We start from the raw sequence: 14929 nt of genomic DNA on the forward strand, positions 1-14929 counted from the left end.
TACTTACATTCAATCCTCAAAATATGAATAAATTCACCCAGGTTTTTATCCTTTTCGTTTTTACCGCTTTCTTTTCATCTTTTTTCGGCCAGAAATACTATGACGACCAATGGAAGAAGGTATCAGAAAACTATAAATCAGGCAAATACAAATCCAACCTTCCCATTATTTTAGAAATCCAGAACCAGGCTATGAAAGACGACAATGCCAACCAGCTTATACGCTCGCTGAAAGCTGAATTCAGCATTGTGAACCAAACACAGGACGATGAAAATAATGATTCGGCCAGCCAGTTCTTTACAAAACTTTCTACGTTTGGCGATAAACTTAAAGGTGAACAGAAATTACTTTATGAGGTGCTTTTGGGCGAATTTTTTATTGATTATTACGAGAATGAATCATGGGAAATTAACCAGCGTACGAACATTAACAATCAGGATTTCGCGCAGATTGAAACCTGGAGCAAACTCGATTTCAAGAATTTCCTGACCAAACAGTTTGCTGAACTCGAAACCAAAAAAGCGGCTTTACAGCAGGTTCGGCTGGGTAAATACAAAGATATTTTTGAAGGCACTGAAGATCTGGATTACTTCCCGACACTGTTTGACTGGAACACGGTGAATCAAATTGAGTTTTTAAAGAACAGTAACTTTTTTACTCCAAATGAACTTAAAGTTAATCATGCAAAAATCATAACTCTTTATGATGAACTGATTGCGAAAAACACGACCAATTCAAAACTATACTTTGGGCATCAAAAAATCAATTATAACTGTGAGTTCCTGAATTGCAAAGACCGGTTTGAACAGCTTCAGACTCTTGTAAATTCCGGCATTGATGGCGATTACAAAGTATTGGTTATCGCTGAGATGATGGATTTACTTTCGGCTGAGCAGAAGTTTACCCAGGCTTTACAGTTGGCTGACTCTGCAAAGATACAGTATCCGAAATCTAAATTTCTCGATACTGTTAAAAACCGCGAAAACCAGATTACCAATCCTTTGTTAATCATCAAATTCGAGGACCATACCCAATCCAACCGCCCAATACACCTGGTTGCCGAGGCTAAGAATGTAAGCCTGTTTTCGTTAAATATTTATGAAGTAAAAGACGATGTACAGAATTTCATGAAGTATGTGCGCAATTCCTACGATAAAAACACTTTTGCCGCTGTTAAGAAATCTTTAGTTCGTAAAGATATGTTTGAGCTTCAGGATCTGAAAGACTATAAAACGCATAAAACTTCACTTGAAATCAAACCTCTGCCTTCGGGAATTTACCTGGCTGAATACGTTGTGGATGGCGCCATCCAGGAACATTTTTATTTCATTGCGACCCAATCCCGTATTTTATATGATAAAAAGGATGACAGGAAGCTAGTCGACAACCAGCTGAAGCTGGTGAACCGCGAAAACGGACAGTCGATTTCCAACGAAGGATTGAAAATCTATGAATACAGCGGTGCGAAAACGGTAACAACAACCAACCAAAATACGGACAAGGCTGCTAATTTCCGATTCCCTGATTCAGGAAGTAAGGAATACTACCGCTATTATCTGGTTCAGCAGCCAAAAACCAATGACTATAACCTGATGCAGGTTTTCGGTGACCGATATTATGGTGGGGAGGACAATAACGACCGCGAAACTGCGCAAATCTTCCTGGACCGCGCTATTTACAGACCCGGGCAGACGGTTTATTTTAAAGTGATTGCAACGGCTTTCAACGGAAAATCTAAAACAGAAAATGTAGTTCCAAAATCAAAACTGAACATAACGCTAAACAATGCAAATGGCGATGAAGTAAGTAAGCAACAGCTCACCACCAATGAATTCGGCTCTGTAAACGGCTCATTCGTGCTTCCGCTTGGAAAACTGAACGGACAGTTTTATATTGAGGTTGACAATGATAATGAAGAATCAGATTTCTTGATTGATGGAACCAAATATTTTCAGGTTGAAGAATACAAACGACCCAAATTTGAGGTGACATTTGAGCCTGTAAAAGATGAATATAAATATGGGCAGACAATAGAAGTCAAAGGAAAAGCTATGATGTTTTCGGGAGTTCCGCTTAGCAATGCTACGGTGAACTACGAAATCAAAAAGAAGAATATCCGCTGGATGTACTTTTGGTGGTATCCGCGCGGAAACGACAATGAGAATTCCATCCTTGGTGATGTAAAAACCAATGAAAAAGGCGAATTTACGATCAGAATCGACCTTAAAAAGGATGAAAACCTGGACGGAATTCAGGTGGATAATTATGAAATTAATGCTTCGGTGACCGACATCAATGGCGAAACCCAGTCGGAAACCACGAACGTGAAAGTCGCCTCCGTGTCGCATTATATTAAAGCTGATGATATTAAAGACAGCTTCACCGATGAGAATATTAAGGTCAAGGTTGAGACTAAGAATTATAATGATCAGAACCTGAACAAACCTTATCAGGTTAAACTTTCGAAGCTGCTGCCGCCTGAAAGGATCTTCAGAAGTAATTTCCAAAATGAAATTCAGGATTTGCCTAAATTGTCAAAACAGGAATTCATCCAGAAATTCCCGCATGATTACTTTTCTATTGACGAGAAAGAACCTGCTGTTCAATCTGTCATTCTGAATGGAGTGCAGAAAACTGATGAATCTCTTGACTTGGGTAAACTCGCCGCCGGAAAATACAGTCTTGAACTCTACAATATTGAAGGGAAAGACACGATCAAAACGGAAAAAACCTTTGAAGTTTTCGACAAGAGATTTCTGGTAGATACCCAGAAACCTTTCCTCAAAGTACTTCAGCCAAGAAGTGAATTTAAGCGTTCCGAGAAAGTAAAGATTTATGTTTATTCGGCCATCCCAAATGCTTTGGTCAACGTATATATGCAGAATGGAAACGGGGAAACCATCACTGAGCAGTGGAAGCTTAGGAATGGTGTTTTGGAATACGACCTTACTTTCCCAAAAGATGAAAGTATTGATCAGGTCAATGTTCAGTTTCAAATTGTCGCATTCAATGATGTACAAACCGAAAGTATTAATCTTAAGATCAGTTCCGATAAAAAACCTTTAAGAATTGAAACCGTCACTTTCCGCGATAAACTTCAGCCGAATTCAAAAGAGAAATGGACTGTGAAAATTCTTGGAGATGATAAAGAGAAGATTAATGCAGAAGTTTTGGCAAATATGTACGACATGTCGCTGGATCAGTTTGCGGTAAACCGTTGGTCGTGGCAGCAACTGTACCGGAAATATTTCAGGATGATATCCTATGATATAGACCAAAACCTGGCGCAGGAACATTACAGCAAACGGATACCATATCTGAATCAAAATGTAATCCGCATCCCTGAATTCGCATGGTTTAATGGCGGAATTTATGGAAATCAGATGGTAAGGCGTTATGCTGTTTCTGAGATGAGAGTGCAGGGAGCGGCTAAAACTGAATCAGCTCCCAATGCAAATCCCATGACTGATTCGGCTGCACTTGCAGATATGGAAGAAGTTGTTCTTTTGGGATATTCGCGGACCATCACTAAACCGAAGGAGGTTACCGCATCTACCGTTAATGTTGAAGGTCAGCTTTCAAAAATACCCGTCCGCCAAAACCTAAACGAAACCGGATTTTTCTATCCGAATCTCATGACGGACAAGGACGGGAATGTCACCTTTGAATTTACCTCACCGGAAGCATTGACGCAATGGAAACTGATGTTCCTGGCGCATACGAAAGATGCAAGGGCGGCAACTTTGGAAAAAGAAGTCGTTACCCAGAAAGAATTTTCTGTTACGCCAAACTATCCAAGATTTTTGCGTGAAGGAGATGAACTTAATTTGCAATCAAAGCTGTCTAGTTTGGTAAATCAAAAAATTAGTGGAACGGCGCAGCTTCAGATTTTGGATGCGTTTACCAATGAAGATATTTCAGGGAAATTCAGTTTAAAAGAAACTCAGAAATCATTTGAACTGGCTGAAAAAGGAAATTCTGTTGTCAACTGGAAATTAAAAGTTCCGAATGACGTTTCTTCAATTATCATTAAGGTAATCGCTCAGGCCGGAAACTTTTCTGATGGGGAGCAGAAAGCAATTGCGGTTCTGCCAAACAGAATGTTGGTGACGGATGCAGTTCCGATCTTCGTAAAAGAAGGCCAGACCAAAACATTCACGCTGGAAAATTTAGCTAAAAACAATTCAACAACCGCCACGAACGTTGCCAATACTTTAGAGCTGACGACAAACCCAATATGGGAAATCATGTTTGCGTTGCCAAGCCTCAAAAACGATCAGAACGGTTCAGCGGATGTGGTTTTCAACAAATGGTTTGCGGATGTGTTGGCAGCAGAAATCTTTAAAGCCAACCCGAAACTTAAAACGGTTTTTGATGAATATCAGCAGAAAGGTTTATTAACTTCAAATCTTGAGAAGAATCAGGAGTTGAAACAATTATTGCTCGAGGAAACTCCCTGGGTTCTGGACAGTAAGGATGAAACCGAGCAGATGCAGAAACTGGCCCGTCTTTTCGATGCCAATACCATGCGGAACTCCATTCAGACGGATTGGGCAGAACTGAAACAGCTGCAGAATCCGGACGGAGGCTTCTCCTGGTATCAGGGTTATCCAAGTTCGTATTATACTTCACTATATATTCTTAAAAATCTGGGAAGGATCAATGAATGGCTGAAAGGAAACATGACTGATTATCAGGGTTCGGAACAGAAAGAACTGATTTTAAAACTTATTGGTTATGTAGATCAGGAAGTCAATAAGTATGGGAACATTGACAAAAAATTTGTGGTGAATAATTTCGTACTGGATTATCTGGATACCCGCAGTTATTGGGAGGCTCAGTATCCGCTGAAAGCAAAAGGAACATCTTTAAAAAATGCAGTGATTGCCAAAGCTAAGACGGAGAAGATTACTGATTTCACCTTCTTTGGGCTACACCGTCTGGCGTTGTTGTTTAATAAATTTGGAATGAAAACGGAGTCGAAGAAATTCCTTACGTATTTAAAGGAAACCTCTACAGATACCCAAACTCAGGGCGTGTACTGGAAACAGAACCTGAACGACTGGGGTTGGTATTCGTCCAAAACGGTGAACCACGCCGGCGCTTTGGAAGCCTTTAACAAGCTTACTCCAAACGATACGGATTTCATTGAAGAAATGAAAATATGGCTCGTGACCCAGAAGGAAGTGAATTCCTGGGGAAGTTCGCGCGGAACGGCTGAAGTTATTTTTACGATGCTGAATTCCGGAAAATCATGGACAAGTCCTGAAAGTGATAAGGCAACAATTGTGTGGGGAGGGAAGGAGCTTGTAAACCCGGACACCAAAGCCACAGGTTATGTGAAAACATCTGTAAAGCCAGAACAGATTGACAAGACCTTAGGAACGGTGACCGTTACTAAACCCGGCCCCGGTGTTGTTCAGGGCGGACTGTTCTGGCAGTATTATGAAGATCTTGATAAAATTAAATCGTCCGAATCGTATATTTCCATCACCAAGGAACTCTACAAAAAAGTAAAGACCGTAAATGGGGAGGAACTTCAGAAAATAACCGCTGCAACACCTCTGAAAGTTGGCGATAAAGTAACCGTAAGAATGATCCTGAACACCGACAGGAATATGGAATTCATCCACCTGAAGGACATGCGCGCTGCCGGATTTGAGCCACTAAACGTGATTTCCGGTTATGAGTGGAAAAACGGATTGGGTTATTATCAGTCGACAAAAGATGCATCAACCAATTTCTATATCGAATATATGCCGAAAGGGAAGTATGTGTTTGAGTACGACTATATCTGTAATGCCTCAGGAACCTTTAGCAACGGAATTACGACGGTGCAGAATTATTACGCACCTCAGATGAACGCCCATACAATGGGAACGAGAGTTTCAATTGCTGAGTAAATTACTTCGTAAAGTTTTGCACTTTGATAAACTTTAATCATTAAAACCGCTTCAAATTTTTGAGGTGGTTTTTTTGCCTTTTCTAAATCCGTATATTTGAGAAAACTGATCCATGGACAAATTTTTTATCCTTGTCTTTACAATCGCATTTGGTGTATTTAATGCACAGAATCAAACGGCTCCAAGCGAAATTTTCTGGAATAACTTAAAGAAACATTGCGGAAAATCCTACGAAGGGAAAATTACTGCAGGGGCCAAAGAAGGTGATGGCTTTAGCGGCCAGCGTTTGGTGATGCAGGTCTTGAGCTGTGAACCCAACCGGATCAGGATTCCGTTTTATGTAGGCGCCGACCAGTCCAGAACCTGGGATTTATTTAAGAATGAAAAGTCAATATTGAGGCTGAAGCACGATCACCGGCACGCCGACGGTAGTGAGGATAAGGTTACGCAATACGGCGGCGAAAATTCAAACCAGGGAATGGAAACCCTACAGATGTTTCCGGCGGATCAGCAAACGGCAAACCGGATTCCTTACGCCTCAACGAACCTATGGTGGATAACTATGGACGAAAAGACCTTCACATACAATCTCCGAAGGATAGGCAGCGACCGGGTTTTCTCGGTCGAGTTTGACCTGACCAATTCCATCGAATTCAATAAAAGGCCCTGGGGCTGGAAAGACTGATTATTTGTGAGTGATTTTTGAACCACCACAACTTTTTTTTAAGTAAAAACCCTTTCACATTTGATTCGGTTTTTGCGGTAAAAATGTTTATTTTTGCACACGTTCAGATCAAGAGGCCCCATAGTTTAATGGATAGAATTGAAGATTCCGGTTCTTCAGGTTGAGGTTCGATTCCTCATGGGGCTACAAAACCACCCGATTTCGGGTGGTTTTTTTGTTTAATACAATATAATATTTCATTGCCCTGTTACAAAGTTGTTGCTGTTATTGACAGAGGTTTTTCCTGTAATCAATTTTTAGAAGGTCATAAAAAATCCCGATCTACCACGTTTTAAAATTCGTTGTTTTTAGTTGATTTTTTCCGATTTCAATTTCAGAGACCTGGATAATAAGCAACTGGCCTACAAGGTCGCATATATGATACGAATCTGAAGTGGAATAAACTTTTAAAAAAAAGACGCCCCGGATTCCCGGGGCGCAATGTATTGGAAACGGACTTCTCCGTGTTATCATAATGATATTCTAATAGTGACCTTTCGCCACATAATGTGCCGCGATTTTTTCGGTCAAAGCGATTACATTTGGTTGGTTGGTGTACTTGGTGAATCTTCTCAGTCCGGACAGCATCATACGCTGCTCATCACCTTCAGCGAAGGATACAATGCCTTCCTTGGCAGCCATAATGATTTTTTCTGCGGCTTTGTAAAGGTTAAGCTGAGCCATGGCCACTTCTACAGAATCAGCTCCGAAACTTTTCTCAGCTCTCAACACTGCCGACTCGGCCATATAGATCTGGTTGAGGATTTCGGAAGCGTTAAGAAGAAGATGCTGCTGCTTTTCAATATCCATCATATACTTCTGCAGTGCAGCACCGGAAACCATAAGGAACACTTTCTTCAGGTTGGCGATTAGTGCTTTTTCTTCACTCAGAAGTTCTGAATAGTCCGGTACTTCAAATGACGGGATTCCCATCAGCTCTTTACTGATGGCCATAGCCGGAGTCATAAGATCCAACTGACCTTTCATGGCGCGCTTGATAAGCATGCCAACGGCCAGAAGCCTGTTGATCTCGTTTGTACCTTCGTAAATCCTGGAAATACGTGAATCTCTCCAGGCCGCTTCCATAGGAGCGTCTTCGGAGAAGCCCATTCCGCCGTAAATCTGTATCCCTTCATCAGCTGTGTGTTGTGTCAGGTCGGACACGAAAACTTTAAGGATTGAGGCTTCAACTGCGAATTCCTCCACGCCCTTCAATTCTGCTTCCTGGTGGTCCATTCCGCCAGCTATTAATTCATCAATCTTGTCCTGTACGTCCTTTGCAGCTCTGTAGGATCCTGCCTCCGCAACAAAGATTCCAGTAGCCATCTCGGCAATTTTCTTTCTTACCGCTCCAAAAGTTGAAATGGCTACGCCAAACTGTTTTCTCTCATTGGCGTATCGTACTGAATGTTCCAGAATTCTTCTCTGACCGTCCAGGTTGGCGGCTGCCAGTTTAATGCGGCCAACGTTCAGGGCATTCAGTGCGATCTTGAAGCCGTTGTTTCTTTCACCTAAAAGGTTTTCAGCAGGTACTTTCATGTCATTAAAGAACACCTGACGGGTAGAGGAGGAGCGGATCCCAAGTTTGTGTTCTTCTTCGCCAAAACTTAATCCTTCTGTTCCGGTTTTTTCTACAATAAAAGCAGTGATGTTCTTATCGTCATCAATTTTTGCAAAAACAATGAAAATCTCAGCAAATCCTGCATTCGAAATCCACATTTTCTGTCCGTTGATGATGTAGTGTGAACCGTCTTCAGAAAGTTTGGCTCTGGTCTTGCCGGAGTTTGCATCCGATCCCGCATCGGGTTCTGTAAGGCAGTAGGCGCCAAATTTTGTACCTGTGGCAAGGTCCGGCAGATATTTTCGCTTCTGTTCTTCGGTACCGTACAGCAGAATAGGCAGTGTGCCGATTCCGGTATGAGCGCCGAAGGCCGTGGCCAGTGATCCGTTGCCGCCGGACAAAAAGTCGCAGGTCAGCATGGTGGTCACAAAGCCCATACCGAGACCGCCGTACTGCTCAGGAACTGTAACTCCCAGGAAGCCCATCTCACCCATCTGCCTCATTTTTTCTTCAGTCAGGGCGTAATCTTTCTTTTCAAACCGTTCGTGGTGCGGCACCACTTCTCTGTCTATAAATTCCTTAGCGGAGTCGCGCAACATTTTTTGTTCATCCGTAAGTGCTTCAAGTGTGAAAATATCATTAGCAGGCGTCTCCGTAATCAGGAAATCGCCGCCGATCAGTGTTTTTTTGGTTGAGTTCATAACTTCAATATTAAATTTTAGATTTTGGATTTTGGATTTTTAATTATTTGGTTCGTTGTTTTTCCTGAAGTGTTTTAACAATTGAGGTTAGGATTTTCACAATGCCGTCAATTTCAGCTTAAGGCTGCGCATCAAAGTTCACCAGTTCGGATCGGCATAAAAGTTCAATCCAATATTGAGTTTCACTTGCCTCTTTGCTTGCCACGGACATCTTATACAGGAAATCTTTTTCAGAAAATCCTGCCAATGCTTCCTGAACGTTTGCACCTATTGACGTGCCGCTCCGTAACAGTTGTCTGGAAAGAACATATTCATTCTGAACTCTGCAGATTTTGTATAATTGTATGGTCATCAACGCGAAGTTGAAAGTTTTATCCCTTATCAAATTATCCCTCTGCATAATTCAAAATTTATAATTCAAAATCCAAAATTATTAGATTAGTTCAAATATACTTGCTGCTCCCTGGCCCGTGCCTACGCACATGGTGACCATTCCGTATTTGTTGCCGCGTTTGCGCATTTCATCCAGGAGTTGCACCGTTAATTTTGTACCTGTGCAACCCAATGGATGACCGAGGGCAATGGCGCCACCGTTCACGTTCAGGATTTCTTTGTTCATATCAAGTTCTTTAATAATTGCAACTGACTGGGATGCAAAAGCTTCGTTCATCTCGATAAGGTCGATATCCTTAAGATCGAGTCCGGCCTGTTTTAGTGCTTTCGGAATTGCGTAGAGCGGTCCCATACCCATGATTCTTGGTTCAAGACCCGCGGCTGCGTAAGCAACTAAACGTGCTTCCGGCTCAAGACCTAACTCTTTCACCATTTCTTCGGACATCACGATAACGAAAGCAGCGCCATCACTCATCTGGGAAGAATTTCCGGCAGTAACTGAACCTCCGTTCGCGAAAACAGGACGCAATTTTGCCAAGCCCTCCAGAGAAGTGTCTTTCCTTGGGCCTTCATCTACATTGAAATCGAATTTCTTGGTCTGCATCTTCTGGTTTTCATCCAGGAAATTATATTCTACAGGAATGGAGACAATCTGATTCGCAAACCGTCCTTCTTCATTAGCTTTTAAAGCCTTCATGTGAGATTCAAATGCAAACTGATCCTGCTCCTCACGAGAAATCTTATACTGATTGGCTACCTCTTCCGCAGTGTAGCCCATTCCCCAGTAATAATCGGGGTGGGATTTCGCCACATTGGTTTCCGGAACGGGTTTATAACCGCCCATCGGGATGTAACTCATGGATTCGGTACCCCCGGCGATAATACAGTCGGCCATACCAGCCTGAATTTTTGCGGAAGCAATGGCGATCGCCTCACTTCCGGACGCGCAGTATCTGTTTACGGTTACGCCGGGAACTTTATCTGTGTTCAATCCCATTAGGGAAATTAAACGCGCGACATTGAGTCCCTGTTCCGCCTCAGGCATTGCATTACCAACGATAAGGTCATCAATTCTGTCTTTGTCCAGTTGCGGTACGGCGGCCATCAGTTTTTCAATGACGGTTGCCGCCAGAACGTCGGGTCTGGTAAATCTCAAACTGCCTTTTGGCGCCTTGCCTACGGCTGTTCTGAAGCCTTTAATTATATATGCTTGTTTCATTTTTTTTGTTTTAGATGTTAGAAATGAGAAGTTAGAAGTTAGAATCTAACCATTCATTAAGCTAGTTTTGAATTTGTAAATCATCTTTTGAATTTCCATTAAAACATTTAGTAAAGGCTGAATTTCTATCTCGCTTTTGAAATTTAATTCAACTAACAAAAGCAATTGAGTTTCTAATTCATAGCTTGAACCATTTGCAATTCCTAAAAATTGATAAAATTCTTTAGGATTATTTCTTCCCGCTCCTTCAGCGATATTAGAAGGGATTGAAACAGCAGATCTTCTAATTTGCGAAACCAACCCATAGTTCTCTGAAGCCGTTATATTTTCAGTTAATAAATAAATATCTTTAACCAAAACCATTGACTTTTGCCAAATAAGTAAATCCCGTAATCGGTGTGTTTTCATCTAACTTCTAATTTCTAATGTCTAACTTCTAATTACGAAGCGGTTTGCCTTTCTGCAGCATGTACTGTATCCTTTCCAGGGTTTTTCTTTCGCCACAAAGCTGAAGGAAGGTTTCTCTTTCAAGGTTGAGTAAATACTGTTCGGTTACAACGGTTGGTTCAGAGAGATTACCGCCTACAAGAACGTTTGCCAGTTTATCTGCGATCAGTTTGTCGTGTTCAGAAATGTACTTTCCGGTAAGCATCTGATCTGTCCCTACTAAGAACATTCCGAGGGCATCTTTGCCTAAAACCTGCACTTTTTGTTCGATAGGTTGAGTATATCCGTGTTCCGCTAAACTTAAAGCGAGCATTTTGGCGGTTTTGATCTGGCGGTTTTTGTCGACAACCACGATGTCCTTATGCTCCTCCAGGATGCCCATATCGTATGCTTCATAAGCTGATGTAGCCACTTTACCCATGGCGATATTCATAAACATATCCCTGAGTCTGTTGTTTTTTACATCGTCTTTCTGGAATTCGCGTGAAGTCCTGATGGCAAACTCTTTTGTTCCGCCGCCACCTGGAATTACGCCAACGCCGGTTTCAACCAGTCCGATATACGTTTCGGCAGCTGCAACTACACGGTCGGCATGCATTGTCATCTCGCAACCACCGCCTAAAGTCATTCCGTGAGGCGCGACAACGACAGGGATTGAGGAATAACGAACTCTCATCATTGATTTCTGGAAATAGGCAATCGCCATATTCAGGTCATCCCAGTCCTGCTCAATCGCCATCATCAAAATCATAGCAAGATTGGCTCCCACAGAGAAATTGGCACCTTGGTTACCGATTACAAGACCGTCGTATTCCTTTTCGGCAAGGTCGATGGCTCTGTTTAAACCATCTAAAACTTCACCGCCAAGCGAATTCATTTTGGAACGGATCTCGAAGTTGATGATGCCGTCACCCAAATCCTGAATAGCTGAACCTGAGTTGCTCCAAAGGGTTTTATTTCTCCTGATATTATCGAGGATGATAAAGGATTCCTTTCCGGGAGTATTCAGATAGTTACCGGAATTTTTGTCGAAATAGGTGGATTGACCTTCTTCATTAACTTTATAGAAAGTGTCTACATTTTTCACCCAGTCCGAAACTTCGTAGCCAGCTTCCTTTGCCAGGTCAATTCCCTTTTCTACACCTACCGCATCCCAGATTTCAAACGGTCCGTTTTCCCAGCCGAAACCTGCACGCATAGCGTCGTCAATTTTATATACTTCATCTGAAATTTCGGGAACTTTATGAGAAACATAACCGAAAAGTGCCCCTAAAGATTTTCTGTAAAGTTCGCCCGCCTTATCTTTACCGGTAATCAGAACTTTGAAGCGGTCAATAGGCTTATCAATGTTTTTGGTAAGCTCAAGCGTAGGGAAGCTCGTTTTTTCCTGAAGTTCGTACTCCATGGTTTCCAGATTCAGACCATGGATTTCCGATTTGCCTTCGGCATTTTTAATCTTTTTGTAAAAACCCTGTTCAGATTTCGAACCAAGCCATTTGTTGTCTACCATTTTCTGGATATACTCGGGAAGCTTGAATACGTCGTTAGAATTGGAAGCTTCGGTGCCACTGGCGCTCACACCGTTGGCAACCATTACTAAAGTGTCAAGCCCAACGACATCCGCAGTCCTGAAAGTAGCGGACTTCGGGCGGCCGATTACAGGACCTGTGAGTTTATCGATGTCTGTTACAGACAGTCCAAGTCCTTTTACTTCATGAAGAAGGTTCATCATGGAAAATACACCCACGCGGTTTGCGATAAATGCCGGTGTGTCTTTTGCCAGTACAGTTGTTTTTCCGAGGAACTTTGCGCCGAAATCCATATAGAATTTCACAATTTCCGGGTCGGTATCCGGCGTGGGGATCACTTCCAATAGCGGAAGATATCTTACAGGGTTAAAAAAGTGGGTTCCTGCAAAATGTTTTTTGAAATCGTCGCTGCGGCCTTCCACCAAATGATGGATTGGAATACCGGAAGTATTTGAAGATATCAAAGTTCCGGGCTTCCGGAACTGTTCAATTTTCCCGTAAACCGATTTCTTGATGTCCAGTCTTTCAACAACCACTTCAATAATCCAGTCTGTATTCTTAATTTTCTGAAGGTCATCATCAAAATTACCTACGGTAATCCTGTCTGCAAACTTAGGCGAATAGAGGAGTGCCGGACTGGCCTTTTTAAGTTTTTCAAAATTTTCCGTTGCAATCCTGTTCCTGACAGACCTATCATCCTTGGTCAAGCCTTTCTTCTGCTCGGCATCACTTAGTTCAGAAGGTACAATATCCAGCAGCAGCACCTGCACGCCAATATTGGCGAAATGTGCGGCAATGCCGGAACCCATGATCCCTGAGCCAAGAACCGTAACGTGTTTGATTCTTCTTTTCATATTATAAATTGTTTTGTGTTGATGAAAAAACTGAAACTGTATTCACAGTTTTTATTTTTTATTATTCAGATTATTAGCTATCATAAGAATATCACCCATCACCTCTTTGAAAATATCCATTTTCTCTGGTAATATCCTGTCCATAACCGCCTTGTTGAAGTTCACTACCGCTTCCTTGGACAGGTTACGGCTGTTCAGACCTTTCTCGGTAAGCTTAATTATAACTTCCCGTTTGTCATTGGAGGTTTTTTCCTTATAGATGTAACCATTATCTTCCAGCAGTTTTATGATCCGCGTCAGTGAAGTAGGCTCAATGGCCATCTTGGGACCCAAATTTGTACTTCTGGTGCCTTCCTTAGGATCAATTTTAAGAAGTGTAAGCGCCTGCACGGCCGTAGCATCATGATCATGCGCCAGCTCCGAATACATTTTTGAAACTGCCAGCCAGGTAGATTTAAGGATGAGATCTACATTTTCTACTTTTTCCATATTCTTGTTTTCCATATCTCCCATTAAGTGGTTTACACAAATATAACAAAAATATACTATGCATGCATAGTATATTTTAATCTTATGGACATAGGTCTGATAACCAGTCAGTTATTTCCTATGATAAACATATAAAAATAACGGAAAAGCCGTGAAAGTAGGTTTTTGGTGTACGGAATCAGCTTTGTTTATTTATAAAAAGTGCAATCTCAGCAAATGATGTGCATATTTGCTGCTGATTTCCTACTGTAACAGTCCAAAATGATTCTAAATATTCAAACTGAAATTTTGATAGATCTTTTGCGAAGTTTTTCTGAAGGTATGAGAAGAGCATTTCCTTCTCCAGGGTGGGAGCTGAAATGTGCGGGGCGATAAATCCGGAACTCATATGAAAGAGTTGAGGGTTCAGCAGTTCGTGATGTTTCAGCAGAAGTTCTTCGGTAATACCGGAGTCCATACGGCCTGAATTCACCAGCCACATCTTATCGGCGAATTCTTTTGCCAGCCGCCAGTCATGAGACGAAAAAAGGATGAGTTTATTCTTAGTCCGCGCCAGATGTCTAAGGAGTTTAAGAATGATTATCTTATTTTCCTCGTCCAGATGAGTCGTGGGTTCATCCAGGATGATCATGGGTGAATTTTGTGCAAGAGCTCTTCCAATGAAAGCTTTCTGAAGGTTTCCGTCCGATAGTTTCTGCAGAGGGAAATTCGTATACTGGGTAAGGTTCAGGCGTTCAATAATCTCTTCAACCTCATTTTGATCCTCTTTACTTAAATTAAAATAATAAGGGTAGTGAATATATTTACCAAAACCAATTAGATCTGCCAGTGTGAAGTTTGCAGGCACCCGCGATTTGGAAAAGACAACCGCTATCTTTTTGGCCAGTTCGCGGTTAGAAAATGATATATTACTTTTTTCTTCAAGCAAAATGCTTCCGGAAAGTAATGGCGTCTGGTTAAGTATGCTTTTGATGAGCGTAGTCTTGCCCACACCGTTATTGCCTACAAGAAGGCAAATTTCGCCAAGATCCAAGCCTGTGCTTATCTCTTCAATTAATGGTGTTTTATAGCCTACCGTACTTTGTTGTAACTCCAGAAACATAGTTGCC

9 protein-coding genes and 1 tRNA gene are annotated in these 14929 nt (G+C 41.8%); 3 read left to right on the forward strand and 7 right to left on the reverse strand.

The features are described 5' to 3' along the window. The first annotated feature begins 23 nt into the window (after positions 1–23). The 3 genes from H1R16_RS00775 (at position 24) to H1R16_RS00785 (ending at position 6774) form a co-directional block, all read left to right on the forward strand. Positions 24–5903, forward strand: coding sequence for an alpha-2-macroglobulin family protein (locus tag H1R16_RS00775; RefSeq protein WP_181886133.1), 5880 nt, complete (start codon positions 24–26; stop codon positions 5901–5903). A 112-nt stretch (positions 5904–6015) separates the two neighbouring features. After that, positions 6016–6588, forward strand: coding sequence for a hypothetical protein (locus tag H1R16_RS00780; protein ID WP_181886132.1), 573 nt, complete (start codon positions 6016–6018; stop codon positions 6586–6588). A gap of 114 nt (positions 6589–6702) precedes the next feature. Next, a tRNA-Arg gene (locus H1R16_RS00785) sits at positions 6703–6774 on the forward strand. Positions 6775–7110: 336 nt separating this feature from the next. Here H1R16_RS00785 and H1R16_RS00790 read toward each other — a convergent pair. From H1R16_RS00790 to H1R16_RS00820, 7 genes are all read right to left on the reverse strand, one after another. Beyond that, positions 7111–8889 carry an acyl-CoA dehydrogenase family protein gene (locus H1R16_RS00790; RefSeq protein WP_181886131.1) on the reverse strand — a complete coding sequence of 593 codons (1779 nt, stop codon included), beginning with the start codon at positions 8887–8889 and terminating at the stop codon, positions 7111–7113. Between the two features lie 118 nt (positions 8890–9007). Beyond that, entirely contained in the window at positions 9008–9289 is a 282-nt protein-coding gene (locus H1R16_RS00795) for a four helix bundle protein (protein ID WP_181886130.1), read from the reverse strand. A 33-nt stretch (positions 9290–9322) separates the two neighbouring features. Next, entirely contained in the window at positions 9323–10501 is a 1179-nt protein-coding gene (locus H1R16_RS00800; protein ID WP_181886129.1) for a thiolase family protein, read from the reverse strand. A gap of 45 nt (positions 10502–10546) precedes the next feature. Further along, the gene (locus tag H1R16_RS00805) at positions 10547–10909 is read right to left on the reverse strand and encodes a four helix bundle protein (RefSeq protein WP_181886128.1); all 363 of its coding nucleotides are present in this window, start codon (positions 10907–10909) and stop codon (positions 10547–10549) included. 28 nt (positions 10910–10937) lie between these two features. Beyond that, positions 10938–13331 carry a 3-hydroxyacyl-CoA dehydrogenase/enoyl-CoA hydratase family protein gene (locus H1R16_RS00810; RefSeq protein ID WP_181886127.1) on the reverse strand — a complete coding sequence of 798 codons (2394 nt, stop codon included), beginning with the start codon at positions 13329–13331 and terminating at the stop codon, positions 10938–10940. A gap of 51 nt (positions 13332–13382) precedes the next feature. Continuing rightward, positions 13383–13835, reverse strand: a complete 453-nt coding sequence (locus H1R16_RS00815) for a MarR family winged helix-turn-helix transcriptional regulator (protein ID WP_181886126.1) — start codon at positions 13833–13835, stop codon at positions 13383–13385. 163 nt (positions 13836–13998) lie between these two features. Next, complete coding sequence (locus H1R16_RS00820) at positions 13999–14922, reverse strand: ABC transporter ATP-binding protein (protein WP_181886125.1); 924 nt, start codon at positions 14920–14922, stop codon at positions 13999–14001. Positions 14923–14929: the final 7 nt, after the last annotated feature.

This window comes from Marnyiella aurantia, from assembly GCF_014041915.1.
In the GTDB taxonomy this organism is placed as follows: domain Bacteria; phylum Bacteroidota; class Bacteroidia; order Flavobacteriales; family Weeksellaceae; genus Marnyiella; species Marnyiella aurantia.

Excerpts from the sequence above, each read along its gene's own strand:
- H1R16_RS00775 (WP_181886133.1), top strand. The coding sequence starts at position 24 with ATGAATAAATTCACCCAGGTTTTTATCCTTTTCGTTTTTACCGCTTTC.
- H1R16_RS00780 (WP_181886132.1), top strand. The coding sequence starts at position 6,016 with ATGGACAAATTTTTTATCCTTGTCTTTACAATCGCATTTGGTGTATTT.
- H1R16_RS00790 (WP_181886131.1), bottom strand. The coding sequence starts at position 8,889 with ATGAACTCAACCAAAAAAACACTGATCGGCGGCGATTTCCTGATTACG.
- H1R16_RS00795 (WP_181886130.1), bottom strand. The coding sequence starts at position 9,289 with ATGCAGAGGGATAATTTGATAAGGGATAAAACTTTCAACTTCGCGTTG.
- H1R16_RS00800 (WP_181886129.1), bottom strand. The coding sequence starts at position 10,501 with ATGAAACAAGCATATATAATTAAAGGCTTCAGAACAGCCGTAGGCAAG.
- H1R16_RS00805 (WP_181886128.1), bottom strand. The coding sequence starts at position 10,909 with ATGAAAACACACCGATTACGGGATTTACTTATTTGGCAAAAGTCAATG.
- H1R16_RS00810 (WP_181886127.1), bottom strand. The coding sequence starts at position 13,331 with ATGAAAAGAAGAATCAAACACGTTACGGTTCTTGGCTCAGGGATCATG.
- H1R16_RS00815 (WP_181886126.1), bottom strand. The coding sequence starts at position 13,835 with ATGGAAAACAAGAATATGGAAAAAGTAGAAAATGTAGATCTCATCCTT.
- H1R16_RS00820 (WP_181886125.1), bottom strand. The coding sequence starts at position 14,922 with ATGTTTCTGGAGTTACAACAAAGTACGGTAGGCTATAAAACACCATTA.